Origin of the sequence: Azospirillum himalayense (assembly GCF_042657465.1) — a bacterium.
Classification (GTDB): domain Bacteria; phylum Pseudomonadota; class Alphaproteobacteria; order Azospirillales; family Azospirillaceae; genus Azospirillum; species Azospirillum himalayense.
In genome coordinates this window covers 144112-169391 of record NZ_JBHSLC010000010.1, presented here as the reverse complement: position 1 = coordinate 169391, position 25280 = coordinate 144112, and the positions used below count along the sequence as shown (strand labels likewise).

Annotated in this window: 27 protein-coding genes; 4 read left to right on the top strand and 23 right to left on the bottom strand. The window is 68.9% G+C overall.

The window, feature by feature from the left end; all coding sequences use genetic code 11:
* Positions 1-48 precede the first annotated feature (48 nt).
* On the top strand, positions 49-675 hold the full coding sequence (locus ACFPMG_RS08070) for an ATP-dependent Clp protease proteolytic subunit (RefSeq protein WP_376994659.1): 627 nt from the start codon (positions 49-51) through the stop codon (positions 673-675).
* A 97-nt stretch (positions 676-772) separates the two neighbouring features.
* Here the strand turns inward: ACFPMG_RS08070 and ACFPMG_RS08065 are convergent, their stop codons facing one another.
* Together ACFPMG_RS08065 and ACFPMG_RS08060 are read right to left on the bottom strand one after the other, a co-directional pair.
* On the bottom strand, positions 773-985 hold the full coding sequence (locus ACFPMG_RS08065) for a hypothetical protein (protein WP_376994658.1): 213 nt from the start codon (positions 983-985) through the stop codon (positions 773-775).
* A gap of 73 nt (positions 986-1058) precedes the next feature.
* Positions 1059-1616 carry a hypothetical protein gene (locus tag ACFPMG_RS08060; RefSeq protein ID WP_376994657.1) on the bottom strand — a complete coding sequence of 186 codons (558 nt, stop codon included), beginning with the start codon at positions 1614-1616 and terminating at the stop codon, positions 1059-1061.
* A 223-nt stretch (positions 1617-1839) separates the two neighbouring features.
* Between ACFPMG_RS08060 and ACFPMG_RS08055 the strand changes: the two genes are divergently transcribed.
* A complete protein-coding gene (locus ACFPMG_RS08055; protein WP_376994656.1) occupies positions 1840-3324 on the top strand; it encodes a tetratricopeptide repeat protein in 1485 nt (494 codons plus the stop codon).
* Positions 3325-3328: 4 nt separating this feature from the next.
* Here ACFPMG_RS08055 and ACFPMG_RS08050 read toward each other — a convergent pair whose 3' ends face one another.
* The 10 genes from ACFPMG_RS08050 to rpoZ form a co-directional block, all read right to left on the bottom strand.
* On the bottom strand, positions 3329-4357 hold the full coding sequence (locus tag ACFPMG_RS08050) for a YcjF family protein (protein WP_376994655.1): 1029 nt from the start codon (positions 4355-4357) through the stop codon (positions 3329-3331).
* A complete protein-coding gene (locus tag ACFPMG_RS08045; protein WP_376994654.1) occupies positions 4354-5769 on the bottom strand; it encodes a YcjX family GTP-binding protein in 1416 nt (471 codons plus the stop codon). The genes ACFPMG_RS08050 and ACFPMG_RS08045 overlap by 4 nt, the downstream gene beginning before the upstream one ends.
* Before the next feature lie 78 nt (positions 5770-5847).
* Complete coding sequence (era, locus tag ACFPMG_RS08040; RefSeq protein ID WP_376994653.1) at positions 5848-6876, bottom strand: GTPase Era; 1029 nt, start codon at positions 6874-6876, stop codon at positions 5848-5850.
* Positions 6869-7618, bottom strand: a complete 750-nt coding sequence (gene rnc / locus ACFPMG_RS08035; protein ID WP_376994652.1) for a ribonuclease III — start codon at positions 7616-7618, stop codon at positions 6869-6871. Before rnc ends, era begins: the two co-directional genes overlap by 8 nt.
* Positions 7619-7681: 63 nt before the next feature.
* The gene (lepB, locus tag ACFPMG_RS08030; RefSeq protein ID WP_376994651.1) at positions 7682-8452 is read right to left on the bottom strand and encodes a signal peptidase I; all 771 of its coding nucleotides are present in this window, start codon (positions 8450-8452) and stop codon (positions 7682-7684) included.
* Positions 8449-8916, bottom strand: coding sequence for a holo-ACP synthase (acpS, locus tag ACFPMG_RS08025; RefSeq protein ID WP_376994650.1), 468 nt, complete (start codon positions 8914-8916; stop codon positions 8449-8451). The genes lepB and acpS overlap by 4 nt, the downstream gene beginning before the upstream one ends.
* Positions 8913-9665 carry a pyridoxine 5'-phosphate synthase gene (locus ACFPMG_RS08020; protein WP_376994649.1) on the bottom strand — a complete coding sequence of 251 codons (753 nt, stop codon included), beginning with the start codon at positions 9663-9665 and terminating at the stop codon, positions 8913-8915. The genes acpS and ACFPMG_RS08020 overlap by 4 nt, the downstream gene beginning before the upstream one ends.
* 99 nt (positions 9666-9764) lie before the next feature.
* Positions 9765-10187: an HIT family protein gene (locus ACFPMG_RS08015; protein WP_376994648.1), complete on the bottom strand. Its 423-nt coding sequence runs from the start codon at positions 10185-10187 to the stop codon at positions 9765-9767.
* Between the two features lie 53 nt (positions 10188-10240).
* Entirely contained in the window at positions 10241-12412 is a 2172-nt protein-coding gene (locus ACFPMG_RS08010; protein WP_376994647.1) for a RelA/SpoT family protein, read from the bottom strand.
* A gap of 106 nt (positions 12413-12518) precedes the next feature.
* Complete coding sequence (gene rpoZ, locus ACFPMG_RS08005; RefSeq protein ID WP_035679203.1) at positions 12519-12965, bottom strand: DNA-directed RNA polymerase subunit omega; 447 nt, start codon at positions 12963-12965, stop codon at positions 12519-12521.
* A 297-nt stretch (positions 12966-13262) separates the two neighbouring features.
* On the opposite strand from rpoZ, the gene ACFPMG_RS08000 reads away from it, so the two are divergent.
* Positions 13263-13844 carry a LabA-like NYN domain-containing protein gene (locus ACFPMG_RS08000; RefSeq protein ID WP_376994646.1) on the top strand — a complete coding sequence of 194 codons (582 nt, stop codon included), beginning with the start codon at positions 13263-13265 and terminating at the stop codon, positions 13842-13844.
* A gap of 35 nt (positions 13845-13879) precedes the next feature.
* On the opposite strand, the gene ACFPMG_RS07995 is transcribed toward ACFPMG_RS08000, so the two are convergent.
* Entirely contained in the window at positions 13880-14902 is a 1023-nt protein-coding gene (locus ACFPMG_RS07995; protein ID WP_376994645.1) for an esterase-like activity of phytase family protein, read from the bottom strand.
* Positions 14903-15146: 244 nt separating this feature from the next.
* On the opposite strand from ACFPMG_RS07995, the gene ACFPMG_RS07990 reads away from it, so the two are divergent.
* Positions 15147-15839, top strand: coding sequence for a sensor histidine kinase (locus tag ACFPMG_RS07990; protein ID WP_137116284.1), 693 nt, complete (start codon positions 15147-15149; stop codon positions 15837-15839).
* 38 nt (positions 15840-15877) lie between these two features.
* Here the strand turns inward: ACFPMG_RS07990 and ACFPMG_RS07985 are convergent, their stop codons facing one another.
* The 10 genes from ACFPMG_RS07985 to ACFPMG_RS07940 form a co-directional block, all read right to left on the bottom strand.
* On the bottom strand, positions 15878-16297 hold the full coding sequence (locus ACFPMG_RS07985; RefSeq protein WP_376994644.1) for a NifB/NifX family molybdenum-iron cluster-binding protein: 420 nt from the start codon (positions 16295-16297) through the stop codon (positions 15878-15880).
* A gap of 78 nt (positions 16298-16375) precedes the next feature.
* The gene (locus tag ACFPMG_RS07980) at positions 16376-16909 is read right to left on the bottom strand and encodes a MarR family transcriptional regulator (protein ID WP_376994643.1); all 534 of its coding nucleotides are present in this window, start codon (positions 16907-16909) and stop codon (positions 16376-16378) included.
* Positions 16910-17069: 160 nt separating this feature from the next.
* Positions 17070-17864 (bottom strand): DUF2076 domain-containing protein, encoded by a 795-nt coding sequence (locus ACFPMG_RS07975; RefSeq protein ID WP_376994642.1) that lies wholly within the window; start codon positions 17862-17864, stop codon positions 17070-17072.
* 91 nt (positions 17865-17955) lie between these two features.
* The gene (lon, locus tag ACFPMG_RS07970; RefSeq protein ID WP_376994641.1) at positions 17956-20373 is read right to left on the bottom strand and encodes an endopeptidase La; all 2418 of its coding nucleotides are present in this window, start codon (positions 20371-20373) and stop codon (positions 17956-17958) included.
* Between the two features lie 10 nt (positions 20374-20383).
* A complete protein-coding gene (locus tag ACFPMG_RS07965; RefSeq protein ID WP_376994640.1) occupies positions 20384-20791 on the bottom strand; it encodes an Hsp20/alpha crystallin family protein in 408 nt (135 codons plus the stop codon).
* A 33-nt stretch (positions 20792-20824) separates the two neighbouring features.
* Positions 20825-21016 (bottom strand): DUF2934 domain-containing protein, encoded by a 192-nt coding sequence (locus ACFPMG_RS07960; RefSeq protein WP_376994639.1) that lies wholly within the window; start codon positions 21014-21016, stop codon positions 20825-20827.
* Positions 21017-21183: 167 nt separating this feature from the next.
* On the bottom strand, positions 21184-21435 hold the full coding sequence (locus ACFPMG_RS07955) for a hypothetical protein (RefSeq protein WP_040134164.1): 252 nt from the start codon (positions 21433-21435) through the stop codon (positions 21184-21186).
* Positions 21436-21528: 93 nt separating this feature from the next.
* The gene (locus ACFPMG_RS07950; RefSeq protein WP_014198723.1) at positions 21529-22356 is read right to left on the bottom strand and encodes a universal stress protein; all 828 of its coding nucleotides are present in this window, start codon (positions 22354-22356) and stop codon (positions 21529-21531) included.
* 147 nt (positions 22357-22503) lie between these two features.
* Positions 22504-24312: an autotransporter domain-containing protein gene (locus ACFPMG_RS07945; protein WP_376994638.1), complete on the bottom strand. Its 1809-nt coding sequence runs from the start codon at positions 24310-24312 to the stop codon at positions 22504-22506.
* Between the two features lie 240 nt (positions 24313-24552).
* Positions 24553-25143 (bottom strand): cytochrome b, encoded by a 591-nt coding sequence (locus ACFPMG_RS07940; RefSeq protein ID WP_376994637.1) that lies wholly within the window; start codon positions 25141-25143, stop codon positions 24553-24555.
* Positions 25144-25280: the final 137 nt, after the last annotated feature.

Here is a 25280-nt window from a genome sequence, read left to right as displayed (position 1 = left end):
AGCCAAAGCCCCCCGGTAGACACGCCGACCTCAGGGAGTTCAAAAACGATGGCGCAAGACGGATACACCCGCTTCGACGACGAACCCGAGCAGGAGCCGGACGAGAAGTCGAAGGAAAGCGCCCCGCCGCCGTTCGCTGCCGTGCAGTCGAACCTGTTCAAGGCGCGCACGGTGCTGATCTTCGGGCAGATCGACATGAAGCTGGCGCAGGCCGTCTCGGCCCAGCTGCTGGCTCTGGCCCACGAGAGCAACGACGACATCACGGTCGTGGTGAACTCCCCCGGCGGCCACGTCGAGGCGGGCGACACCATTCACGACATGATCCGCTTCGTGAAGCCGCGCGTGAAGATGCTGGGCACCGGCTGGGTCGCCAGCGCCGGCTGCCACATCTTCCTGGCCGCGAAGAAGGAAGACCGCTTCTGCCTGCCGAACACCCGCTTCCTGATCCACCAGCCGCTGGGCGGCACCGGTGGCCGGGCGACGGACATCGCCATCGAGGCGAAGGAAATCATCCGCATGCGTGAGCGCCTGAACCGCATCATCGCGCGCGAGACCGGCCAGCCGGTGGAGAAGGTGTCCAAGGACACCGACCGGAACTACTGGATGATGGCGGACGAGGCCCGCGAGTACGGCATCGTCAGCCACATCATCGACACCTTCGACGAGCTGAAGTAAGCGCTCCTCCGGAACGCACGAAGCCCCTCTCCAGCGAGAGGGGCTTTTTTTATGGCCGCGGCTTGGCTTGATCGCTCAAGCCCGTCAAATCAGCCGTTTACACGGTGATGTTCAGATTCTGCCCGCGCGTGGCCGTGACGTTGCCGCCGGACGAGGAGCCGTCCGAACCTCCCTGAAGCAGGGTGGCGATCGCCTGATCCTGCTGTTGTGCGGTCTGGTTCAGCGTCTTCACGCCGAAGTCCATCTGTCCCTGCGCCTGCCGCAAGCCGACCGCGGCACCCAGGGTGGAGGAGGAAATGTCGAGAGCCATCGGAGGATGCCTTCAAAGGAAACAGGCGGCCAAAGGAAACAGATGGCCGACGTCGTGGTCCGCGTCGTTCCGGTCAGATGACCACGTTGACGGAACCGGCCCCCGCCGAGGGAGCGGCCACCGCATGGGTCGTCATCGGTGTCGAGGCTATCACCGGCGAGGTGTGCGCGGAAGTCCCCTGTGACGGGCCGGAGCGGCCCCCGCCGGCCCCGGACTGGCCCGAGGCCCAGCGGTGCACGGGGGAACCATTGGCGGAGGTCCCGCTCTGGCCGGCGCCGTTCGGCTGGTCCTGCCCGTCCGAGCCGCCAACCAGAAGCTCAAGCGACGCCTTGCCGCTCTTCCGGTCCTTCTGCGCCTCACGGTACTGCCGCAGAGCCGCCTCGGTCGGTATCTGGTCGAGGGTCACCCCGTCTTCCGGGCTGCGGAACAGCAGCACCAGCCGCGACGCGTCGGCATCGTAGCGGTATGCGGTCTTCGTGTAGCGTCCCGAGAGGGGTTCGGACTGCCCGGTCACGGGGTCCTTTGCGGACGGAGTCCCGGTGTCGGCCCCGGTTTCAACAGCCTCGCTGTTGCGGGCCGTCATGAAGGCCAACGGCCTTGCAGCCGTTGCGGTGGCGAGGGCCACGTTCATGACATTACACCGATGTGTGGACAATCCAGATGATATATTGCAGCCGCACTCGTGCATTGTAAAGGGTTCGTTCACCTTTTTTCCGGCTAGTCCAAAGGACGAATTCCCACAGGCTGTTTGCGGCACCAAGGTTTCGCATTCCAGGACCATCAGGACCACCTCCCACCCTTTCTCACAGCCGTGACACTTGCGGAGGGGCGCCAGGGTGCTTAAGCCTGTATGTATGGCTACGATCGCGGAAGCGCTGGCGCTCGCCCTGGAGCACCATCTGGCCGGCCGGCTGGCCGAGGCCCAGCAGCTCTACCACCGCATCCTGGATGTGGACCCGGAGCAGCCGGACGCCCTGCATTTCCTTGGCGTCCTGGCCGGTCAGGTGGGGGAGCAGGCGCTTGGCCTGCAACTCATCGCCCGCGCCATCGCCCAGCGGCCCGAAGCGGCGGACATGCACGCCAACAGCGGCAACATCCGCCGCTCCTCGGGACAACCAAAGGCGGCGGTGGAGGATTACCGGCGTGCCGTCGCCCTCCAGCCCGATTTCGCGGAAGCCTGGACCGACATGGCGAACGCCCTGCGCAGCCAGGGCCGCTCTGCCGGAGCCATCACCGCCCTCGAACGCGCCGTCGCCTCCGCCCCCGCCCTTGCCATCGCGGTGGAACGCCTGGGCGCGCTGCGCCACGAGGAGGGGCGTCTCCTGGTCGAGCAGGGGCGCGGCACCGAATCCCTTCGTCCGCTGGCCCGGGCCGCGGAACTGCTCCCGCTGGACGCCGACGTCGCCTTTCTCTACGGCAACGCCCTGTTCGCCATGGGACTGCGGGAGGATTCCACCCTCGCCTACCGCAACGCCCTGGCCATCACGCCGGATTTTCCGTCCGCCGCCTTCAATCTGGGGGTCGCGCTGGGGGTTGTGGACCGGCTGACGGATTCCGCCCGCGCGCTGGAGCGGGCCGCTGGTCTGGACCCCCGCCACCTCGACGCCATCGACCGGCTGGTCGTCGCCCTCGCCCTTCTTGGCCGGGAAGGCGAGGCCGCCGTGTGGGGCGAACGCGCGCTGGACCTGAAGGACCGGACAGCCGTGGACACGGCGCCCGCCCTGCCCCCGCTCCCCGCCCGGCCACGTGGGGCCGCGGTGCGGCGGCACAACGTCATCGCCTTCAGCTTGTGGAGCGGCCAACCCGCCAGCACTCACGACCCGGCGGGGATTTTGCGGCAGACCGTGGCGCTCTATCCGGGTTGGACCTGCCGGGTTCATCACGACGGCACCCTCCCCGCCGACCGGTTAAGCGAACTGGCCGCGGCGGGGGCGGACCTCGTGGCGGTGGCCGCCGACGCGCCGACCGGCGGTCCCTATTGGCGCTTGGCCGCCGCCGACGATCCCACCGTGGCGCGCTTCCTCTGCCGGGATTGGGACGCGCTGCCGTCCGCCGACGGAAAGGCCGCCGTCGATGCCTGGGTCGCCTCCGGCCGGCCCTTCCACGTCCTGCGCGACGGGGTTCTGCACACGGAGGTGATGACGGGCGGTCACTGGGGCGGCGTCGCCGGGCTGCTGCCCGACCTGCTGCCGCTGGCCGAGCGCCACGCCGCCGCCGAGGCGGACCGGACGCAGGACCACCGTTTCCTGCGCCGCATCGTCTGGCCGATGATCCGCGACCGCGCCCTGATCCACGATCGCGCCCACCCTCGGCACGGCCTGCCCTTCCCCACGGTTTGATCGGCTACAGCACCTGCTTCGGCAGGGACAGCAGCTCCTTGCGGATCTGGCCCATGCTGGGGCGGTTGTCCGGCCCGAAGGCGATGGGCCGGCACAGATGCATGGCGGTCAACCCGACCCGTGCGGTCAGCAGCCCGTTGATCACCCCCTGCCCCATGCGGGTGGAGATGGCCGCGGCAATGGAGCCGCCCAGCGCCTCGACGGCGACGTGGTGGGCGCTTTCCGCCACCCCGGCGACGGCGAGGTTGGCAAGCATCCGCCGCAGCAGCCGCAGCGATCCGACATAGCCGGGCCGCGCGCCGTAGAGCGCCGCAATTTCCCGCACCAGCTTCAGGTTGCGCCACAGCACCACCGCGAGGTCGACGACCGCCGCCGGGCTGAGCGCCGTCGCCACCGCCGTGTCGCGGGACGCCCGCAGAACGGTCTGGTAGGCGCGTCGGTCCAGCGGCCCCATCACCTCGCGGTCGAGCAGGCGCAAAATCTCCGCGTCGTCGTGGGCGTCCGTCACATGGTCGCGCACCCGCTCCAGCGCGGGCGCAAGGTCGGCGCGCCCCTCGTAGAGGCGGGTCAGCGACCCGGCGAAGCGCTCCGCGTGGCCCGGCTCTCCGGCTTGCGTCACGATCTCCGTGGACAGGCGCCCGGCCTCGCCCCGCAGTTCCTCAATCTTGCGCAGGCGGCGCAGCGCGCGCAGTTCGCGCAGCAGCATCGCCAGCGCCGCCCCACCGGCCACCGTCACAGCGGTGGCCACCAGCACGCCCAGAGCGGCACTGGTGGCGAAGGCACGGTTGAACAGGTCCCAGGTGTCGAAGCCCAGCGCGATCAGCACCAGCGCCGCGACCGACCCGGCAAGCCAGCGGCCCAGCCGGCTTTTCGGGCGGTTCTCCACCAGCAGCGCGGGAAGGCGCTCCGCGGCCGAACCCGCCAGAGGGCCGGCGATGATCGCCTCCTCCTCCGCCGCGGGGACGGCGGCGGCGCGGGTGGGGTCCAGTTCCATCGGCGGGACCCAGTGGCGGTCGCGCGTGCGCTCGCTCATTCCAGATAATCCCCCAGCAGGAACTGCATGGCCTGATCCAGGCGGATGTGCGGCAGGCCGCGCGCCTCGCGGGCGAGGTCGGCGGGCGGCTGGAAGGCCATGAAGTTGTAGGGCCGCTCCTGCCCCGGCGGGAAGTCGGCGTCCTCGGGGATCTCGCCGGGGAACAGCACGGTCGGGCGGTCGCGGCCGAGCGGCACGCCGCGCACGCAGCGCAACTGCCGCCCCTCATGCTCGGTCACCACCGTCTCGGTCGATTTCAGGGCGGCGATGGCCATGGTCTCCACCTGCGCCCCTTCGAAGCGGATGCCGGCGCGGGCGTCGGACACCAGACGATCGAGCAGGTGGCGCAGGCTGTTGTGCTGGTGCGAGGCGACATGGTCGGCCTTGGTCGCGGCGAACAGCACGCGGTCGATCTTCCGGCCCAGCAGCCAGTCCAGCCAACTGCTGGACCCGTGGCGGAAGGGCTCCAGGCTCAGTTCGAGGGCGCGCTTCATGTCCGCCATGCCGGCGGGGCCGGAGTTCAGCGCGCCCAGCACGTCGATCAGGACGATCTGGCGGTCGAGCCGGGCGAAATGCTCGGCGAAGAAGCGGCGGACGACCTTGGACTTGTACGCCTCGTAGCGGTCCTCCATCAGCGCCCACAGGCTCCCGCGGGTGCGCGGCCGGTCACCCGGCAGCGGGCAGAAGGTCAGCAGCGGCGCGTTCGCCATGTCGCCCGGCTCGACGAAGCGCCCCGGCTGGATCAGGCTGAGCAGGTTGTCGGAACGGCGGCAGGCGTGCAGGTAATCGGTGAACAGCGCCGCACCGCGCCGCGCCTGCTCCTCCTCCGCCGGGGCCGCCGTGTCGATGGTGGCGAGCCAGCCGCGCCAGGACACCGACAGCTCGTCGCGCGGCGCCCGACCGGCCAGCTCCAGGGTCAGCGCGCTCCATTCCGCGAAGGACTGGTGGAGCAGCGGCAGGTCGAGCAGCCACTCGCCGGGATAGTCGACGATGTCAAGATTCAGCGTGGCGACCGGCTGCACCGTGCGCTTCAACACCGCATTCGGGCGGTAGCGCATCGACAGGCGGAGTTGGCTGATGCCCTGCGTTTCCTTGGGCCAACGGGGAATGGGCCCGGTCAGCTCGGCCAACCGCTGCTCCACCTCGAAACGGGGAACCTGGGCGTCGGGCTGGGGGCGCAGGCGCGACGCCTGGAAGCGCCCGGAGGACACCACGTCGAGGAAGGGAAGCCGCCCGGCCTTCAGCAGATTGTCGACCAGAGAGGTGACGAACACGGTCTTGCCGGCCCGCCGCAGCCCGGTGACGCCGAGACGGACATCCTGTTCGAGGATGCCGCCGGAAACGAGATCGCCGGCCCGCCCCAACAGGCGCGAGCCGGCGTCGTACAGGTCGTTGAAAATGGGCACGCGCACGGTCAGCCGGTCAGTGGATGGACGATCGACCCTCTATATGGGTGACCGCCCGCCCACGCCTATACCCTGACCGGTGCTTTAGGACGCCCCGAAGTCGAGGTTCCAGGCCTCGTAGCGCTCCGGATCGTTCTCCCAGTCCTCGCGCACCTTGACGAACAGCATCAGGTGGACGCGCTGCTCCAGCATCTCCTCCAGCTCGGTGCGGGCGGCCTGCCCCAGCGCCTTGATGCGGGAGCCCTGCTTGCCGAGCACGATGGCCTTCTGGCTGTCGCGCTGGACATAGACGACCTGGGAGATCTTGACCGACCCGTTCTCGAACTCCTCCCACTGCTCGGTCTCGACCGTCGCCGCGTAGGGGAGTTCCTGGTGAAGCTGCTGGAACAGCTTCTCGCGCGTGATCTCCGCCGCCAGGAGGCGCATCGGCATGTCGGAGATCTGGTCCTCCGGGTAGTGCCACGGGCCTTCCGGCATGCGGGCGGCCAGGAAGCCGCGCAGATGCTCGACCCCGTCGCCGGTCGAGGCGGACAGCATAAAGATGTCGGTGAAGATGCCTTCCTGGTTGAAGCTGTCGGCGAGGCCCAGCAGCTTCTCGCGCGGCACGAGGTCGATCTTGTTCAGGATCAGGATGGCCTTGCGCCCCTGCTCCTTCAGCCGGGCGATGATGCCCTGGGTGTCCTGGTCGATGCTGCGGCGCGAAACGTCGAACAGCAGGCCGACCAGATCGGCGTCCTCCGCCCCCTGCCAGGCCGCCGCCACCATGGCGCGGTCCAGACGGCGCTTCGGCTTGAAGATGCCGGGCGTGTCCACGAAGATGATCTGGCTGTCGCCGGCGATGGTGATGCCGAGCACGCGCGTGCGGGTCGTCTGCACCTTGGAGCTGACGATCGACACCTTGGAGCCGACCATCGCGTTCAGCAGGGTCGACTTGCCGGCGTTCGGCGCGCCGACCAGGGCGACGAATCCGCAGCGCGGGTTTTCGGGCACATAGGCAGCCACTTCGGCGCCCTCTTCGGCACCAGTGTCGGCACCCTCGTCCACGCTCTCGCTCACGCCCTCGTCCTTATCGTCGAAATCGTCGTCTTCAAACTTGTCGCGGCCGTCAGTCATCGACCTGCACTCCCAATTGGCGCAGCAAGGCGCTGGCCGCTTTCCGTTCGGCGACCCGCTTGGATGGGCCGGTGGCCGTCACCGGCTCCATGCCCTTCAGCCGGACCGCGATGCGGAACACCGGCTCGTGCGCCGGGCCGCTCTGCTCGATCATTTCATAGGTGGGAAGGGGCCGCCCGTTGCCCTGCGCCCATTCCTGCAACGCCGTCTTGGAATCCAGCGGCGGCGGCTCCGCGCGGTCGATCTGCCCGGCCCATGCGGTGCGGATGAAGTCCCGCGCCTTGTCCATGCCGCCGTCCAGATAGAGCGCCCCGATCACCGCCTCGCAGGCGTCCGCCAGAATGGTGTTGTTGCTGCGCCCGCCGCCCTGCGCCTCCGACGGCGACAGGCGCAGATAGCGTCCCAGCCGCAGCGCGTCGGCGACACGGCTCAGCGCCTCCCGCCGGACCAGCGAGACGTGCCGCTTGGCGAGCGCGCCCTCGCGTTCGTTGGGGAAGCGCTCCAGCAGCCATTCCGCAATGACGAGGCCGAGCACCCGGTCGCCCAGGAACTCCAGCCGCTCATAGGCCAGGCCCGGCCCCTGCTCGGGCCGTCCGCCGCGAACGTTGCGCTCCAGCCCCATCAGGCTGGGATGGGTGACCGCGTCGGCCAGCCGCTGCGGGTCGGCGAAGCGATGGCCGATGGCCGCGGCCAGCTCCGCAAGGTCGGCGGAATCGGCGCTCACGTCCGCGTCGGACGCCATGGGGGTCTCCCGTTCTTCAGGGCTCACAACAATAAATCTCCGCGCCCCGGTGCTGTGCGGGGCTCACTTCACGGCGTTGAACAGGCGGCTGAACCGCAGGTCCGCCGGCCAGCGCCACACCTCGAAGAAGCGCGTCCCGTCCTCCAGCGAGAAGAACAGGAATTCGGCGCGCCCGACCAGATTCTCCATCGGGACATACCCCACCTGCGACGGGACGCGGCTGTCCAGCGAGTTGTCGCGGTTGTCGCCCATCATGAACAGGTGGTTCGCCGGCACCTTGAAGGCCGGGGTGTTGTCGAGCGGACCGTTGTCCGACTCCTCGATGATGCGGTGGCTGCGCCCGCCCGGCAGGGTCTCCACATACTGGGCGATGCGGACCTCGCGGCCCAGCGCGTCGCGGGACACATAATCCTCGATCCGCTCGCGCTTCACCGACTGGCCGTTGATGTGCAGGATGCCGCCGGTCACCTGGACGGTGTCGCCCGGCAGTCCGATGACGCGCTTGATGTAGTCGGTCTTGTTGTCGCGTGGCAGCTTGAACACGGCCACGTCGCCACGCTCCGGCGCGTGGCCCATGATGCGGCCCTCGAACAGCGGCAGACCGAAGCCGACCGTGTACTTGCTGTATCCGTAGGAGAATTTGGACACGAACAGGTAGTCGCCGATCAGCAGCGTCGGGATCATCGACCCGGACGGGATGTTGAAGGGCTCGAAGGCGAAGGTCCGCACGCCGAAGGCGATGATGACCGCGTAGAAGACCGTCTTCACCGTCTCGGCAAAGCCGCCTGTCTCTTTGGTTTTGCCGGTCAAGGCGGTCTCTCTGTTCATGGTCATGCGGGGGGTGCCGTGGAGGTGGTGATGGAGGTATCGGCGGACGTGTCGGCCGGTTCGGCGCTGATGATGACGAAGGCCTCCGCCATCGGGTACTCGTCGGTCAGCGTCACGTGGATGCGCGCCCGCATGCCCGGCGGGGTGATCGCCTGCAGCCGCTCCAGCGCCCCGCCGGTCAGGCGCATGGTCGGCTGGCCGGAGGGCAGGTTCACCACCCCCATGTCACGCCAGAACACGCCGTCGCGGAATCCGGTGCCCAGCGCCTTGGAGCAGGCCTCCTTGGCCGCGAAGCGCTTGGCGTAGGTCGCGGCCCGCGCGCTGTGCTTGCCGGCGGCCCCGGCGCGGCGCTCGGACTTGGCGCGCTCCACGTCGGTGAAGATGCGGGCGATGAAACGGTCCCCGAAGCGGTCCAGCGACTGTTCGATCCGGCGGATGTCGATCAGGTCGTTCCCGATGCCGAGGATCATGAGGCGCTCCCCGCCGCCGCCCGGGCATCCTTCATCACGGCGCGCATGCGCTGGATCGTGTTGCCCAGCCCGACGAAGATCGCCTCGCCGATCAGGAAATGGCCGATGTTCAGCTCCACGATGGTCGGGATGGCGGCGACCGCCCCGACCGTCTCGTAAGTCAGCCCGTGGCCGGCGTGGCATTCCAGGCCGATGGACTCGGCGTGGGCCGCCGCCCGGACGATCCGCTCCAGCTCCGCCGCGCGTTCCGCCCCGGCGGGCGCGTCACAATAGGCGCCGGTGTGCAGTTCCACCACGGGCGCGCCCAAAGCCTTCGCCGCGTCGAGTTGCGCCGGCTCCGGGTCGATGAACAGCGAGACACGGATGCCCGCGGCGCCGAGCTCGCCGACGGTGCGCTTGAGGTTGTCCATCTGCCCGGCGACGTCCAGCCCACCTTCGGTGGTGACTTCGGTGCGCTTCTCCGGGACGAGGCAGCAGGCGTGCGGCTTGTGGCGCAGCGCGATGGCGAGCATCTCGTCCGTTGCCGCCATTTCCAGATTCAGCGGCAGCCGGATCTCCGCCATCAGCCGCTCGATGTCGGAATCGATGATGTGGCGGCGGTCTTCGCGCAGATGGGCGGTGATGCCGTCAGCCCCGGCCTCGGCGGCGAGCTTCGCCGCGCGCACGGGATCGGGATGACGCCCGCCCCGCGCGTTGCGGACGGTCGCCACATGGTCGATGTTCACGCCGAGGCGCAGAGGGCGGGGCATAGGCTCGAAACTCCGGTGTCGCGCCGGCCCCGCATCCTGCATCCGGCGGGCACCGGTTCTCCCTGCTATATAGCGGCGGCGTGGCGTCGCGTCACGCCGTCATTCGACGACGTGATGCGCGGCGATCCGCGCGGCGAGCGCCTTCAGCTCCTCGATGGGCGGGTCATGGCGCGGCCAGACCAGATCGGCGCCGTCGTTCTGATAGCGCGGGACCACATGCACGTGGATGTGCGGCACCGTCTGCCAACCCGCCGGCTTGTTCGTCTGGAGAAGCGTGATCCCCTCCGGCGAAAAGGCCGCCTGGACGGCGCGGGCGATCTTGTGGACGGTGCGGAACAGGGCAGCCGCCTCGTCCTCCGTCACGTCCAGGATGGTCGGGGCCGGGCGCTTCAGCGCCACCAGCACATGGCCGGGGTTGACCTGCCCGGCGTCCATGAAGGCGAAGGTTTCCTCATCCTCGTACACCACGGCGCAGGGCAGTTCCCCGGCGATCAGGCGGCTGAAGATGGTCGGGCTGGACATGCTTCCCTCGCTTCCGATGGGCGCTTCCGATAGGCACAACCGCGCGGGCGCCCTCACCGCCCGCGGGCGCGCTCCACCGCGTTGATGGCGGGGGTGGCGCGCAGGGCCGCCATGATGTTGGTCAGGTGCTTGGCGTCCTTCACGTCGATGTCGATCAGCAGCTCGAAGAAGTCGGTGTTGCGGCTGGTGATCTTCAGGTTCGTGATGTTGCCGCCGTTCTTGCCGATGACCGTGGACAGCGTGCCGAGCGAGCCCGGCTCGTTGTTGACCACCAGCGAGATCCGCCCGACATGCTCCTCCGGGCTGTCCGGACCGATGTCCCAGGCGACGTCGATCCAGCGCTCCGGCGACTCGTGGAAGCTCTCCAGCGTCTCGCAGTCGATGGTGTGGATCGTCACGCCCTTGCCGGTGGTCACGATGCCGACGATGCGGTCGCCCGGCAGCGGGTGGCAGCAGCGGGCGTAGTGGACCGCCATGCCGGGGATCAGGCCCCGGATCGGCAGCGGCGCGTTGTTGCCCTTCGCCTTCGGCTTGGGCTTGGGCACCGTGATGGCGTTCTTGTCGTCGCCTTCCTTCGGCGTCGCCACGTGCGGCTTGTGGCCGGGGAAGACGGCGTGGAAGACCTCGCGGCCCGAATGCAGACCCGACCCGACGCTGGCCAGCAGATCGTCGGCGCTCGGCTGCTGGAAGATCTTGATGACGCCTTCCAGCGCCTTTTCCGAGAACTCGTAGCCTTCCGACTTGAACTGGCGCTGCAGGATGGCGCGGCCCAGCTCGATGTACTGGGTGCGCTGCTGGGTGCGCAGGAACTTGCGGATGCGCGCCCGCGCCTTGCCGGTGACGACGAAGCGCTCCCAGCCCGGAACCGGGGTCTGGGCCTTGGACGTGATGATGTCGACCTGATCGCCGTTCTGCAGCTGCGTGCGCAGCGGCAGCATCCGCCCGTTGATCTTCGCGCCGACGCAATGGTCGCCGACCTCCGAATGGACGGCGTAGGCGAAGTCCACCGGAGTCGCCCCGCGCGGCAGCGCAATCAGGTCGCCCTTCGGCGTGAAGCAGAACACCTGGTCCTGGAACAGCTCCAGCTTGGTGTGCTCCAGGAACTCCTCGGGCTTCTGGGCATGCTCCAGGATGTCCAGAAGCTCGCGCAGCCAGCGGTATTCCCGCCCCTGCTGGGTGCGCGCATCACCCTGCTTGTAGGCCCAGTGGGCGGCGACGCCGAGTTCGCAGATCTCGTGCATGTCGCTGGTGCGGATCTGCACCTCGATGCGGTTGCGCTCCGGACCGATCACCCCGGTGTGGAGCGAGCGGTAGCCGTTGGGCTTGGGCGTCGAGATGTAGTCCTTGAAGCGCCCCGGAACGACCGGATAGTGGGCGTGGATGACGCCCAGCGCCTGATAGCATTCCGGCACCGTGTCCACCATGATCCGGAAGGCCATGATGTCCGACAGCTGCTCGAAGCTGACATTCTTGCGCTGCAGCTTGCGCCAGATCGAATAGGCGGTTTTCTCGCGCCCGGTGACGCCGGCGTTGGGCAGACCCTCCTCCGCCAGCGTGCCGCGGAGTTCCTGGATGATCCGCTGGACGCGGTTCTCACCCTCGGTGCGCAGGCGGGAGAGCTGGGCCAGGATGCTGTCGCGGGCGTCCGGGTTCAGCTCCGCGAAGGAGAGATCCTCCAGCTCGTCCTTGACCTGGTGCATGCCGATGCGCTCGGCGAGCGGCGCGTAGATCTCGATCGTTTCGCGGGCGATGCGCTTGCGCTTGTCCGGGTTCTTCAGATGGAACAGCGTGCGCATGTTGTGCAGCCGGTCGGCCAGCTTCACGAGAAGGACGCGGATGTCCTCCGACATGGCCAGCACCAGCTTGCGGAAATTCTCGGCCTGCTTGGCCTGTTCGCTGTGCAGTTCCAGGCGCGACAGCTTGGTCACGCCGTCGACCAGACGGGCGATCTCCTTGCCGAAGTGCTTCTCGATGTCCTCCAGCGTGGCGACCGTGTCTTCGACCGTGTCGTGCAGCAGCGCCGTCGCGATGGTCCCGGCGTCCAGCTTGAGCTGGGTGAGGATGCCGGCGACCTCCAGCGGGTGGAGGAAGTAGGGGTCGCCCGAGGCGCGGGTCTGGGAGCCGTGCGCCTTCATGGAGAAGACGTAGGCGCGGTTGAGCAACTCCTCGTCCGCCGAGGGGTCGTACGCCTTGACGCGTTCGACAAGCTCATATTGCCGGATCATGCCACCCGACCCGGCGCAGCGTGCGCCATGAAGTTTCGCAAATGTCTTGGTTCTTGGACGGAAAGGGGGGCCACCGCCCCCCAAGGCCGGTCGCTATCGGTCAGCGTCAGAGATCCCCGTCCGCATCGCGACCGACAACGTCGTCCTCGGTCTCGCCGAAGGCCGCCGCCGGGTCGCTCTCCATGTCGGACAGCAGGTCGTCGCCTTCGCCGACCTCCTCCGCCTCGCTCATCCCGTCCTCGTCCTCCAGCGACGTGTCGCCGCGGGCGGCCCAGTCGTGCTCCCCGGCCATCAGCTCGACGATCTCCTCTTCGGGCTCGTCCGGCTCGACATGCTTCTGGTGACCCTTGATCAGGGCGTTCTTCAGATGCTCCAGCATCACCGTCTCATCGGCGATCTCGCGCAGGGCAACGACGGGGTTCTTGTCGTTGTCGCGGTCGATCGACAGCGGGGCGCCGGACGCGATCTCGCGCGCGCGCTGGGCCGCCATCATGACCAGTTCAAACCGGTTCGGAACCTTGAGGACGCAATCTTCGACGGTAACGCGGGCCATACCAAACCAACTCCGGGATCTGCGAAGGCAACCGAATATATTGATGCGTTCGCGCCTGCGCAAGCGCTTCGAGCCTCGTCGGGTCCGCCCGCCGTACCCCGCTCGCAGCGCGCGCCTGCCCGCGCTCCCCCTTGCTCGCGCGAAGACGAACCCCTACGTTACTTATCTGGTGAATCGCAATTTCGCGTATGCCTGAGATATAATTCAATCCATCGTGGAAGGATTACGGAATTGGATCGAAATACGACTTTGCCGAAGGATGTTACCAAGCTCTTTTATAAGGAAGAGCGCCTGGCGATGTTCATCGACGGCGCCAATTTGTACGCAGCTGCCCGGTCCCTGGGCTTTGATATCGACTACAAGCGCCTGCGCGACGGCTTCGCCTCGGAAGGACGACTGGTGCGCGCCTTCTATTACACGGCGCTGGTGGAGGATCAGGAATATTCGCCGATCCGTCCGCTGGTCGATTGGCTGGATTACAACGGCTACACCATGGTGACCAAGCCGACCAAGGAGTTCACCGACGCCTCCGGCCGGCGCAAGATCAAGGGCAACATGGACATCGAGCTGGCCATCGACGTGATGGAAATGGCCGAGCGTGTGGACCACATCCTGCTGTTTTCCGGCGACGGCGATTTCCGCCGCCTGGTCGAAGCGGTGCAGCGCAAGGGCGTGCGGGTCAGCGTCATCAGCACCGTACGGTCACAGCCGCCGATGGTCGCCGACGAGCTGCGCCGTCAGGCCGACAACTTCATCGAGCTCCAGGACCTCGCCCCGAGCATCGCCCGCGTCCATCATCACCGCGAGCCGATGGGCAATCCGGGGGCGCCGGGAACTTCCGACATGCCCAGCCAGGGCGGCCCCTACGCCAACTTCTGATCCACGCCGCGTTCCGCGGGGCGCGTCTCGTCCGGTCAGCGCCCCGCGACGGTGGGCTTGAGGGCGTTGGCCGGCAGCTGGAACATCATCAGATAGGTCCGCTGGAGCGGGCTGCGGTTGTCGTCGGAAACGATGTAGACCAGCAGGTCGCCGTCCGGGCCGGGGCGCACCGCCAACCCTTCGAAATTGTCGGTCAGCAGCGGTGGTTCCAGCCGCGCCAACTCCACTCCATCCATCGTCGCGCCGCCGCGCAGCGAGTCCGCCGGCACATGGACGATGCGCGCCGCCCAGCCGCCCAGCAGGGACACCCGCCGTTCCAGCACCAGCATTCCGCCGTCCGGCAGGGGTGCCGCCGCCGTGGGGCGGAAGCGCGGAGCCGCGCGGTAGGTCAGCGGTTGCCAGTCGCCGCGCGTTTTCAGATCAGCGGGAGCGATCCAGGCGTGGCGTTCCCGGACGCCGTTGTCGTCCCCCTCCTCGATGGCCAGGATGCGGCCGTCGGCCAGAGCCGCCAGTGCCTCGACCCCGCCGTTCGCGGGGGCGTTTTCCAGACCGGGCGGCACCGGAAGCTTCCGCGGGGTTCCCTCGGGCCGGTCGACGCCGTCGTAGCGGAGGATGCGGTGGTTGCGCTCGAACGGCACCAGCCAGCCGCCGTCCGGCAGGCGGACGAGGTCTTCCGAGTCGTTGCGCCGGCCGCGGTAGTCCGGGCTCTTATCGAGGATCAGGGGACGGACATCGTAGTTTCCGGCACCCGCCAGACGCCCCTGGGCGTCGTAGGACAGCCGCCCCGCGACACTCCTGCCGTTGTCCGAAACGGCAACGAAACGGTCGCCCGAGTCGCTGACCCACAGGCCGGACAAGCCTGCCACGCCCGCCCCATCGGGCAAACGAAGGGCACCACGGAATCGCAGGGCGCCGACCTCCGGATGAGCCGGGCGGTCCGGGTCCAGCGCAACCGGAACGGAAGGCTCGACCGGCCCGCCATTGCCGGCCACCGCAGCGCAACCGCCGGCCACCGCCAGCAGGGCGCAGAGAGGAATCACCAGGGTTCTCAAACGCATGGCGGCACTCATGCCACGACGGGGCGACCAGGGAAACGCATTTTCCGGCTTGCCCCGCCTGCCCATGATTCCGACCTATTGTCCGCCGGGCTCATAAGCCCTGCCCCTCCGTCCGAACGTGAACGAACGAATTGGATATGCGCAGAGGGTTACTTCCTCAGAACCAATTCGGGAGTGGGTTTAAGCGCATAAATTGTTCTGTACCTAAGTAAAACAGTGCCCAGCCTCAGCCGAGAATTGCGTGATGCCCAATCCCCTCCGGTTCCAGCCGGTCGCCCTGCCTGCTGATCGCCCCGCAACCGGTTCGGGAGCGCCGGAGGACCCAATCGCGGAACGCATCCGCGAGCTTGAGGCCGAACTGCGCGAGCTTCAGCACCGGGCCAAGAACAGCCTTCAGCTCGTCATCAGCCTGCTGAAGCTGCAGACGGGCCGCATCCGCGACCCGGACGCCCGCGCCGCCTACGAGCAGACCCTCGTGCGCATCGAAGCGCTGGCCATCCTCTATCGCCAGCTCCACGAATCGGGCACCGGCACCCATGTGAATCTGGGACGCTACATCGAATCGCTCGCCGACGCGGTGAAGCACGGGACGCCCGGTGGCCTCGCCAACGTGCCCATCGAGGTGAAGAGCGATCCCATCCAGATCGGCCTGTACGAGGCCATGCCGCTGGGTCTGATCACCGCGGAGCTGATCACCAACAGCCTGCACCACGCTTTTCCGGAACAGGGCTGGATCCGCGTGTCGGTGACGCAGGAGAACAACGGGCGCGCCCGCCTGATCGTCGAGGACAACGGGCGCGCTCTGCCCGCCGGTTTCGACACGACGGCGGAGGACGGGCTGATGCTGGCCGAAGCCCTGGCCGCCCAGCTCGGCGACACGCTGAACACGGAAAGCGACGCCGCCGGCACCACCGCCAGCGTGTCCTTTCCCGTGTAACGACTCGGCCGGCATGAGAACTGAGCCGGCTTGATGACTCAGGCCGGCGCCCCGTGGCACTCATGCGGGGCGTCACCAAGGTCGTGGTCGTGATGGCCGTGGTCGTGATGCTCGTGGGGATGCTCGGGCGGCGGCGCCGTCTTGACGGTGCCCGCGAACCAGTCGCGGATCGCCTTCACCGGGTCGGTTTCCAACGTGGTCACCGGCTCGATGCCGCGGCGCTTCATGTGATTGATGAAGCCCTCGCCGGAGGAACCGGTGATGACCACCCGCACCTCATCGATGGGATGGGGGCGCCCGTCGCCGGCGAGGTGGAGCACCTCGTCTTCAGCCAGTTCAATCCGCTGGACTTCGACAGGGTCGCCGCCCGCCTCGGCCTCGAAGACCAGGAAACGGCGGGTGCGGCCGCCATGGGTGGCGATGCTGCGGTAATCCTGCGTGCCGACGGCGAACTTCATCCCACATCCCCCTCAAAGCTCAGCGGGAGCACCGTGGCACGGCGTGCCGCCGCGCACACTGAGGGAGGTCAATGCGCGTTAGAGGATTTCCGTTTCGTCGGAGCGGATGACGTCCGTCCATTTGCGCTCCAGGCGGCGCAGCGTGCGGTAGGTGACCTCGAAGTCCTGGCTGTCGCCGTCGGTGCGGATCAGACCGTCGGAATGGACGGACGCCATGTGGCGCAGCCTCTCGCACAGCTCCAGCCCCCGGGGCGACAGCTTCAGCCGGGCGGCGCGCTTGTCGCGCGGCGAGGCGGAGCGGTCCACATAGCCGCTGTCCACAAGCTGCTTCAGGTTGTAGGAGGCGTTGGAACCGAGGTAGTAGCCGCGCTCGATCAGGTCGCGCACGCTGATCTCTCCGTTGGAGATGTTCAGCAGCATCATGACCTGCACCGGGCTGATGTCGTCGATGCCGATGCGGGACAGCTCGATCCGCAGAACGTCGAGGAACCGGCGGTGCATCCGTTCGATGATCCGCGCCACCTCATGGTACATCTGGGTGGCGGAGACCTTGCGCTCAGCGTCGTTGCGCTCGGCGTCTTCGGTCGGCTGGGGCTGAACGAGCGTCGTCATGGGCCTCGGTTCTGCGTGGGGATCGGGGGAGCACGGCCTTCCTTGCCCGACGCACCGTAGGGACCTAACTGTTTAATTTATATTAACTGTGATGGCGGCACGAAGGCGCACCGCACCTTTCCCAAAGGTTGGCACGCCTTCCGCTAAGGACTGAATAAGGTCAGATCCAGCTGTCGTCGCCGCCGGAGTCACCGCCGCCGTCATCGAACGAGGAATCGTCGGTCTGATAGTCGACGTTCTGGAGGTTGTTGTCCTCCGGCGGGAGGCCCTGATCCGCGCCCTGGTCGGCGGAGTCGCCGTAATAACTGTTGATGACCGTCTCGCCCTGGCTGGCCGTCTGCCCCGCGGCGGCGGCGGCCTCGCCGAACGGCCCCGGCGAATGGCTGAGCATCGACGAGATGGCGCTGGCCGCCAGCATGCCGCCGGCGACGCCCGCCGCGGTCTGGGCAGCGCCGCTCAGGAACCCTCCGCCGCGCGGCGCGTAGCCCTGCGGGCCGAAGCCGGGCTGCGGGGCGTAGCCGGGCTGGGGCGGATAGGCGGGCTGGCCGTAGCCGGGCTGCCCGCCGGCTTGCGGAGCGGCGCCCCACGGGCTGCGCGGCGGGGGCATCGGCGCCGGCCGCTGTTCCGCCGGGCGGTTGCCCCCGCCGGCCCACGAGCTGCGCCCCAGCCCGAGTGCGTTGGACAGGAAGCTGCCGCCGGACGGCTGGGTCTGGGTCTGCTGGGCGCGGGACTGCGCCTCCCTCACCTGCCGCTCCAGATCCTCGATGCGCTGCTGGGCGGCGGTCAGCGCCTGCTGCTGGACCAGGACCGACTGCGCCATGTAGTAGGCGGCGGCGGGCTGGCCCTGAATCATCTGCTGGATGAAGCGTTCCGCCTCCGGATCGCGGGGCTGGTTCTCCACCTCGCGCAGGTGCGTGAACAGATCGGATAGGAGGGTGCGTTCCTCGGGCGTCATGATCGTCTCCTGTGCGCGCTCCGTGCGGGCGCGCCTTTCATGTGGCGCACCGCACCCCCGGTGCGCAAGGGTTCCGGACCCGGCGGAGACGCTACCCGGCCTTGCGCTCCGCCGCCTCCGCGGAGGACTCCGACACCAGGGCGGCGCGAACGGCGTCGTCCACCCGCTCCAGCCAGACGAAGCTCAGCCGCTCGCGCGCCGCCGCCGGAATGTCGTCAAAATCCTTGCGGTTGCGGGCGGGCAGCATCACCGTCTTCAGCCCGGCGCGCTGGGCGGCCACCACCTTCTCGCGGATGCCGCCGACCGGCAGCACCAGACCGCGCAGGCTGATCTCCCCGGTCATCGCCGTGTCGGAGCGGATGCAGCGCCCGGACAGAAGCGACACCAGCGCCGTGAAGATCGCCACCCCGGCGGACGGCCCGTCCTTCGGAATGGCCCCCGCCGGGACATGTATGTGGATGTCGAAGCGGTCCAGCCCCTCCGGGTCGAGGCCGAGGTCCTTCACCCGCGACTTGACGAGGCTGAGGGCGGCCTGGGCGCTCTCCTTCATCACCTCGCCCAGCTGGCCGGTCAGGATCAGCCGGCCCGAGCCGGAAAAGCGGCTGGCCTCGATGAACAGGATGTCGCCGCCGACCGGGGTCCAGGCGAGGCCGGTCGCCACGCCGGGCACGCTGGTGCGCATCGCCACGTCGTTCTCGAAGCGCGGCGGCCCGAGGATCGCCGTCAGGTCCGCCGGCTCGACCCGCATCCGCTCGACCTCACCCTCGGCGATGCGCACGGCGGCGTAGCGCCCGACCGCGCCGATCAGCCGTTCCAGTTGGCGGTTCCCGGCCTCCCGCGTGTGGTCGCGGATGATCGCCCGCAGCGTGTCGTCGGGGATCTCCAGCTGCTCCGCCGTCAGCCCGTTGGCGGCGAGCTGGCGGGCCAGCAGGTAGCGCTTGGCGATCTCCAGCTTCTCGTCCTCGGTGTAGCCGGACAGCTCGATCACCTCCATGCGGTCGCGCAGCGGGCCGGGGATGGTGTCCAGCATGTTGGCGGTGGCGATGAACATCACCTTCGACAGGTCGAAGGGCACGCCCAGGTAATGGTCGCGGAAGGTCGCGTTCTGCTCCGGGTCCAGCACCTCCAGCAGGGCGGCCGACGGATCGCCGTGGAACCCCTGCCCCAGCTTGTCCATCTCGTCCAGCATCAGCACGCAGTCGCGCGTCCCCGCCTTGCGGATCGCCTGGACGATGGTGCCGGGAAGCGCCCCGACATAGGTGCGGCGGTGGCCGCGGATCTCGCTCTCGTCATGGACGCCGCCCAGCGAGACGCGGGCAAAGGCCCGCCCGGTCGCCCGCGCGATGCTCTGGCCGAGCGAGGTCTTGCCCACCCCCGGAGGACCGACGAAGCACAGGATGGGGCTGCGCCCCTCCGGGTTCAGCTTGCGCACCGCCAGGAATTCCAGGATGCGGCGCTTGACCTTCTCCAGCCCGTAATGGTCCTCATCCAGGATGCGGCGCGCCTCGGCGATGTCGATGCGCGACTCCGACCGGCGATCCCACGGCATCTCGATCAGCCAGTCCAGGTAGCTGCGCACCATCGAATATTCCGCCGCGGCCTCCGGCATGCGCTCCAGCCGGCGCAGCTCCTTCTCGGCGTGCTCGCGGACGTCGGGCGGCATGCCGGCCTTGGCGATGGCGTCCTGAAGCTCTCCGATCTCGGCCTGACGCCCCTCGTCGGCCTCGCCCAACTCCTTCTGGATGGCGCGCAATTGCTCGCGCAGCAGATACTCGCGCTGGCGTTCGTCCATCGCCTCGCGGGTGCGCTCGCGAAGGTCACGCGACAGCCGCAGCACCTCGATCCGCCGGGCGAGCAGGCCGCCGACCTTGTCGAGTCGCTCCGGCAGGTCGAACGTTTCCAGCACCTCCTGCTTCTCGGCGGGCTTCAGGTCCATGTAGCTGGCGGTCATGTCGGCCAGCTCGCCGGGGCTTTCGATGGCCTGCACGGCGGCCAGAAGCTCCTGCGGGGCCTGGGGCAACAGTTGCAGCGCCTCCACCGCCTCGTTGCGCAGGTTCAGGAAGCGGGCCATGACCTCCGGCGTGGCGGTGTCGCTTTCCTCCACCATCTCCACGCGGGCGGCCATGAAGGGATGGCCGGGCACCCACTCGACGATGCGGAAGCGCTGCTGCCCCTGGCACACCAGATGGTGCGAGCCGTCGGGCGTGGTGACGTAGCGCAGGATGCTGGCGGTCGTGCCGACGCGGTGCATGTCGGCTCCGGTCGGGTCCTCCACCGCCTCGTCGCGCTGGAGCAGGATGCCGACCGGCCGTTCGGTGCGGGCCGCCTCCTGCGCCGCGGCGACCGAGCGCGCCCGCCCGACCGTCACCGGCAGCACCACCCCCGGAAACTGCACGAGGTTCCGGACGGGGATGACCGGGATCACATCCTCCGGCAGCTCGGAAGCGGGCGGCGAGGCTGGCGGCGTCTGGGGAGTCGGCGTCGCTTCGGCAGCGTGCTCATCAGTCATTGGACGTCCTTCATCCCATCTTGTCGAGCGTCAGCACGAGGCAGCCCGCCGACAGCTCGTGCCGTCCCATGCGGAAGGCCCCGGCGGGCAGCTCGATCCGCCGCTCGAAGCGGCCGTGGGGAATCTCAAGCCGGTGGATGATCCCGTCGCAACCCAGCGGCAGGGTCCGCTCCCCGGCAACCACCAGAACGCCGTCCTCGACGGCGACGTGAAGCTGCTCTGCGCCGACGCCGGGAAGGGCGACGACGATGGTCACCGCGTCCTCCGTCTCGTAGACGTCGATGGGCGGGGTCCAGCAGGCGCGGCGCGGGCCGGGCGGGGCCGGGCGGAAGAACTGGCGGTGCAGCCGCTCGGCACGGTCCAGCAGTTCGACGGCCTCCGACCACATGAAGGAAGCGGGATCACGGCGGGGCGGCATGGCGTCTCCTTGGAGGAATGGCTGTGATGGACGTCAGATGCCGGCGCCGGTATCCGCGGAAGCTTGGGCGCGGTCGCGCGGTTCGGAACCCTGCTCCTTCGCCCGCTCGTCCTCCTCCTGGAGTTCGCGGCAGGCCCGCTCCCAATGCTCGGCGCGGCGGCCTTCGGGGCGGCCCTCCTGCTCCCAGATCTCGTAAGCACGGTGGCGGATGCGGTGTTCATCCATCGCGGCGTTCCCCTCCTTCCCGCCCCGGCCACAGGCATGGCCCGTCCGGCCGCAAGAACCGGGGCTTTTTCGTCCCTTCAGCAACGGTGGGGAGTCGCAGGCGTTCCGCCGACCATGCGGACATCAGACGGAAGAAAGGGCCGATGGCCCCTTTCGGGGTCAGGGCTTCAGAGCCGGTCCGGCCCGTCCGTGGGATCGGGGCGGCCCGCCGCCTCGTCGTGGCCGCTGCGGTTGCTGAGGAAAACCAGGGCCATCAGCCCGATGGCGACGGCGCTGGTCAGCACGGCGCCGCCGACCAGGGCGAGCAGGCCCGGCAGGCTGAGGCCGAACAGGTCGAAGCCCGTCGCCGCCCAGGCGACGAACAGCGCCGCCAGGACGATGACGGGACAGGCGATCAGGAAGACTCGGAGCCAGGACATGCACGCTCTCCAGCCGGTGCCGGGACAGCCTCTACATGGCCGCCCGGCACGGCGGAGGAAAGCCCGCCGCCTGTTTCCGTCAACCGAACGGCGTCAGTGGGACAGCAGCAGCGGCACCGGGCAGGTGCGCAGGACATGGCGCGTCCCGCCGCCGCGGTGCAGGAAGGGGAAGCCGTAATGGCCGTGCGCGCCCATCACCAGCAGATCGGCCCCGGAATCGATGCTGCGGGCAAGAAGCGCGTCCATGGCGCCGATGTCGGTCACCGTGAAATGCGTCTGGTCGGCCGTCACGCCGTGCAGCGCCAGATGGTCGAGCAGGCCGATGCGCTGCGGCTCCGTCCCGGCCGGCGGGGCGGCCTGGGTCAGCACGGTGATGACGGTGACCTCGTCGGCGGCCTGGAGGAAGGGCATGGCGTCGGACAGGGCGCGGGCGGCCTCGCGCTCGGCGTTCCAGGCGACGGCGACGCGCTTGCCGATCACCGGGAAGGTGCCCGCGAAGGGCAGCACCAGCACAGGGCGGCCCGAATTCAGCACCACCTGCTCGTTCAACTCCTCCGGCGCCACGCCGTCGGCGGGGGCGCTGCGGTCGAACTGGCCGAGCACCGTCAGGTCGGCGAAGCGCGACCAGATGATGACCTCGCGGATGACGTGGTTGTGCTCGCCGTGGGTCAGGCCGTGCCACTGGCCCTGCAGGCCCGACGCCTGGAGCTTGTCGCGGAACATCGCCTCGCTGCGGGCGGCGGCCTGTTCCAGATGGTCGCTGGAGCGGCGGGCGATGACGCTGGTGGCGCTGCGGTCCGGCTGGGCGAACAGGCCGCGCAGGAAGGCGCCGCTGGTCTTGGCCAGCGCGATGGCCGCGTCGAGGCGGGTTTCCACCTGCGGTCCGGAATCGAGATGCACGAGGATGTGCTTGTAGGCCATGAAACTCCTCCCTTTGTCGTTGTCCGGGCCGTTGTTCTTGTTCGGGCGGGCGTGCCCGGGGGCGACGCACCGGCACCGATTGTTCCTCTTGCGGCGCCGCAACGCCAGCAGGAAAAAGCCTTCCGGAAGGATGGAACAGGCGTTTCCTCAGAAGCTCATGCGCAAGCGGGCGGTGAAGGCGTGGTTGTGGCCGTCCGCCCCCGACAGTTCACCGCGGTAGCCGACCGTGGCGCCGACCGCCTGCCAGAGCTGGGCCGACAGGCCGGCGCCGATCACCAGGGAGTTGCGGCCGTCGCCGCTCGGGCTCACGCTGTTGGCGGCCCCGCCGGGCAGGCGGACGGTGACGGTGCGCGCGTCCTCGGCGAACTGGTGCTCCCAGGCGATGCCCAGGCTGGGCTGAAGCACCGTCCGCCCGATCTCCACGACGGTGGAGGCTTCGGCCCCGACGCTGCTCTCCAGCGATTCGGCGCTCTGCCGCTCGACGCCGAGCGACAGCAGGCCGGCGCCGCTCTCCTGATAGCCGTCGATGCGCGTGTGGATGTAGCGCAGGCCGAGCCGCGGCCCCAGCGCCATCGGCCCGAGCTGCGCGGTGTAGCCCCCGGCGACCGACAGGGCGTAGGTCCGCCCGTCCGTGTCCGCCGAGGCGTTGGGGAACGGCGCGAAGCCGGTGGTGCGGTCGATGTCGCCGTAGCGGTCGAAGGAGACGCTGCCCGCCACCGCCAGTTGGAATCCCCGCGCCTCGGTCACCGCGTGCAGGCCGATGATGGTGCTGGTCATGTCCAGCGTGCCAGCCCCCTCGTCGAGCTTGGCGTGGCCGCGCGACCCGCCGACCGACAGCCCGACGCGCGACGCCGGCCCGACCGGCAGTTCGGCGCCGACGCCGCCCGACTGGGTGTTGAAGCGGAAGCCCTGCCGCTCCGCCGTGCCGCCGAGACGCCCCCAGGCGGCGTCGCCGATCAGGAACGCCTTCAGCTCCCCGTTGCCGAGCGGCGCCTCCACCCGCGTCGCGGAGGGGCCGGCGATGGAACCGAGCAGCGCGCGATGCCAGCTCCGCGTCGCCTCGAAGGCCAGCTCCGGCTGCATCGCCACCGTCTCCGCCGCGTCGTTCAGGGCGAGCAGAGCGCCCTGCATGTATTGCGCGATCAGCAAATGGGCGGCGCGGGTCGGGTGGATCTCGTCCCAATAGACGGTCTGGTCGGCCTGCGCCTCGGTCCCGCAGGCGCCGGTCGGCGCGTTGTCCGACAGGCAGGGCGTCATGGTGTTGGTGAAGCCGTAGGCCGTGGGGTTGGCCGCCACCGCGCGGTACAGCGCGTTGACGTCGGCCACCACGACGGTGACTCCCAGCCGCTTCTCCACGTCGGCCATCGCCTGGGAGAGCAGCGTGTTGTGGGAGGTGGTGACGGCGTTCAGCAGGGCGGCGCGGTCGGAATTGCGGGTGTCCGGCACCGTGCCGAGGTCCGGCAGGTTCGGCACCAGGAAGGTCTTTCCGCCGAGCGCCGCCAGACGCTCCACCGTGGTGACGATGTTGCCGACCGTCTGGGTGACGAGGCCCGCAGGGTCCGACCCGGCGGAGACTCGGTTGAAATAGTCGTTGCCGCCCGCCCAGACCGCGAACAGCCCGCCACCGGTCCCGCTGGGGCGGCTGAACAGGAACTGCCCGACCTGCCCCTGGATGCCGGGAACGCCGGTCTGCGACAGGGTGCCGGTCTCCGCACCGCCATAGGCGAAATTGGTCTTCTGGTCGGGCTGACTGCCGATCAGCGGTGCCAGCCGCTCGACCCAGACGGGGCCGTTGGAGAAACGCCCGTCGTAATAGGGCGGGCTCTGCGGAATGCCGCCGCGCGTCAGCTCATAGACCCGGCCGGTGTCGGACAGACTGTCGCCGAAGACGAACACCCGGTCGAACGGCACCGCCCCGGCGGGCGCCGACGCCAGCAACGCAGCTCCCGCTGCCATACGAATCGCCTTACCCGTCAACGCATCACCTCCCCCGCTGGACAGCCGGAAAACAGGGGCGGTGCGTCAAAGCGGGGGGCGGTACCGCCATTGCGTCGGGAAGAGAAGCCGCTTGGGCGGGTTCATCAGACCATGGGGGACCCGAGCATGGGTCCATCCATGGAGGAGGCAGGACCTCACCACTCGGCGGGTGGCGCCCACCGGCATTCCGGTGCCGGCGCCGCCCGCCCTTTTCTCATCTCAGCGGTTTCCCCAGGGAAGCATGCGGCTCAGTGTCCCGTCCTTCAGGACATATTGGTGGACCAGGGCCGCCGCCGCGTGCAGTCCGGCCAGCACGATGATGGCGGTGCCGAAAAGTTCGTGCAGCTTCTCCAGCGTGTCGCCAAAGGCATGGTTTTCCCCCACCAGCGTCGGCAGGGTGAACAGGCCGAAAAAGGCGACGGGATGGCCATGGGCCTGGGTCATCGTCACGCCGGCCAGCGGCACCGCGATCATCAGGGCGTAGAGCGCCAGATGCCCGGCCTTGGCGGCGAACAGGAGCAGCGGAGCGGTGTCAGCGGACATCGGCGGCGGCGGGCTGACGGCGCGCCAGACCATGCGCAGCGCCACCAGCGCCAGCACGAGCACGCCGAGCGAGCGGTGGAGGTCCATCAGGGCGGTCCGCTCCGGCCCGCGGGGCACCAGCCCGCGCCCCTGGGCGATGACGAAGGCCACCAGGATCAGCAGGGCGACGCTCCAGTGCAGGAACAGCATCACCCCGTCGTAGCGGGTCTTGACGGGGCGGGTCTTGACGGGCGGCCGGGCGGCGGCCTCGGAGTAAGCGTTGGACATCGGAAGTCCCCTCATCGGCAGAAACAGGCAAGTCCTGCCGATCCTGTCCGGGGGCGACTGAACCGAAGCTGAACGGCGGAACCCAGGACTGAGATGGGGGTGCCGCGTGGCTCCGCGCCGTGGTCGCACGGATGACC

Bases quoted from the DNA above. Each gene is read 5' to 3' on its own strand.
- ACFPMG_RS08070 (WP_376994659.1), top strand. From the start codon at position 49: ATGGCGCAAGACGGATACACCCGCTTCGACGACGAACCCGAGCAGGAG.
- ACFPMG_RS08065 (WP_376994658.1), bottom strand. From the start codon at position 985: ATGGCTCTCGACATTTCCTCCTCCACCCTGGGTGCCGCGGTCGGCTTG.
- ACFPMG_RS08060 (WP_376994657.1), bottom strand. From the start codon at position 1,616: ATGAACGTGGCCCTCGCCACCGCAACGGCTGCAAGGCCGTTGGCCTTC.
- ACFPMG_RS08055 (WP_376994656.1), top strand. From the start codon at position 1,840: ATGGCTACGATCGCGGAAGCGCTGGCGCTCGCCCTGGAGCACCATCTG.
- ACFPMG_RS08050 (WP_376994655.1), bottom strand. From the start codon at position 4,357: ATGAGCGAGCGCACGCGCGACCGCCACTGGGTCCCGCCGATGGAACTG.
- era (WP_376994653.1), bottom strand. From the start codon at position 6,876: ATGACTGACGGCCGCGACAAGTTTGAAGACGACGATTTCGACGATAAG.
- rnc (WP_376994652.1), bottom strand. From the start codon at position 7,618: ATGGCGTCCGACGCGGACGTGAGCGCCGATTCCGCCGACCTTGCGGAG.
- lepB (WP_376994651.1), bottom strand. From the start codon at position 8,452: ATGACCATGAACAGAGAGACCGCCTTGACCGGCAAAACCAAAGAGACA.
- acpS (WP_376994650.1), bottom strand. From the start codon at position 8,916: ATGATCCTCGGCATCGGGAACGACCTGATCGACATCCGCCGGATCGAA.
- ACFPMG_RS08020 (WP_376994649.1), bottom strand. From the start codon at position 9,665: ATGCCCCGCCCTCTGCGCCTCGGCGTGAACATCGACCATGTGGCGACC.
- ACFPMG_RS08015 (WP_376994648.1), bottom strand. From the start codon at position 10,187: ATGTCCAGCCCGACCATCTTCAGCCGCCTGATCGCCGGGGAACTGCCC.
- ACFPMG_RS08010 (WP_376994647.1), bottom strand. From the start codon at position 12,412: ATGATCCGGCAATATGAGCTTGTCGAACGCGTCAAGGCGTACGACCCC.
- rpoZ (WP_035679203.1), bottom strand. From the start codon at position 12,965: ATGGCCCGCGTTACCGTCGAAGATTGCGTCCTCAAGGTTCCGAACCGG.
- ACFPMG_RS08000 (WP_376994646.1), top strand. From the start codon at position 13,263: ATGTTCATCGACGGCGCCAATTTGTACGCAGCTGCCCGGTCCCTGGGC.
- ACFPMG_RS07995 (WP_376994645.1), bottom strand. From the start codon at position 14,902: ATGCGTTTGAGAACCCTGGTGATTCCTCTCTGCGCCCTGCTGGCGGTG.
- ACFPMG_RS07990 (WP_137116284.1), top strand. From the start codon at position 15,147: ATGCCCAATCCCCTCCGGTTCCAGCCGGTCGCCCTGCCTGCTGATCGC.
- ACFPMG_RS07985 (WP_376994644.1), bottom strand. From the start codon at position 16,297: ATGAAGTTCGCCGTCGGCACGCAGGATTACCGCAGCATCGCCACCCAT.
- ACFPMG_RS07980 (WP_376994643.1), bottom strand. From the start codon at position 16,909: ATGACGACGCTCGTTCAGCCCCAGCCGACCGAAGACGCCGAGCGCAAC.
- ACFPMG_RS07975 (WP_376994642.1), bottom strand. From the start codon at position 17,864: ATGACGCCCGAGGAACGCACCCTCCTATCCGATCTGTTCACGCACCTG.
- lon (WP_376994641.1), bottom strand. From the start codon at position 20,373: ATGACTGATGAGCACGCTGCCGAAGCGACGCCGACTCCCCAGACGCCG.
- ACFPMG_RS07965 (WP_376994640.1), bottom strand. From the start codon at position 20,791: ATGCCGCCCCGCCGTGATCCCGCTTCCTTCATGTGGTCGGAGGCCGTC.
- ACFPMG_RS07960 (WP_376994639.1), bottom strand. From the start codon at position 21,016: ATGGATGAACACCGCATCCGCCACCGTGCTTACGAGATCTGGGAGCAG.
- ACFPMG_RS07955 (WP_040134164.1), bottom strand. From the start codon at position 21,435: ATGTCCTGGCTCCGAGTCTTCCTGATCGCCTGTCCCGTCATCGTCCTG.
- ACFPMG_RS07950 (WP_014198723.1), bottom strand. From the start codon at position 22,356: ATGGCCTACAAGCACATCCTCGTGCATCTCGATTCCGGACCGCAGGTG.
- ACFPMG_RS07945 (WP_376994638.1), bottom strand. From the start codon at position 24,312: ATGGCAGCGGGAGCTGCGTTGCTGGCGTCGGCGCCCGCCGGGGCGGTG.
- ACFPMG_RS07940 (WP_376994637.1), bottom strand. From the start codon at position 25,143: ATGTCCAACGCTTACTCCGAGGCCGCCGCCCGGCCGCCCGTCAAGACC.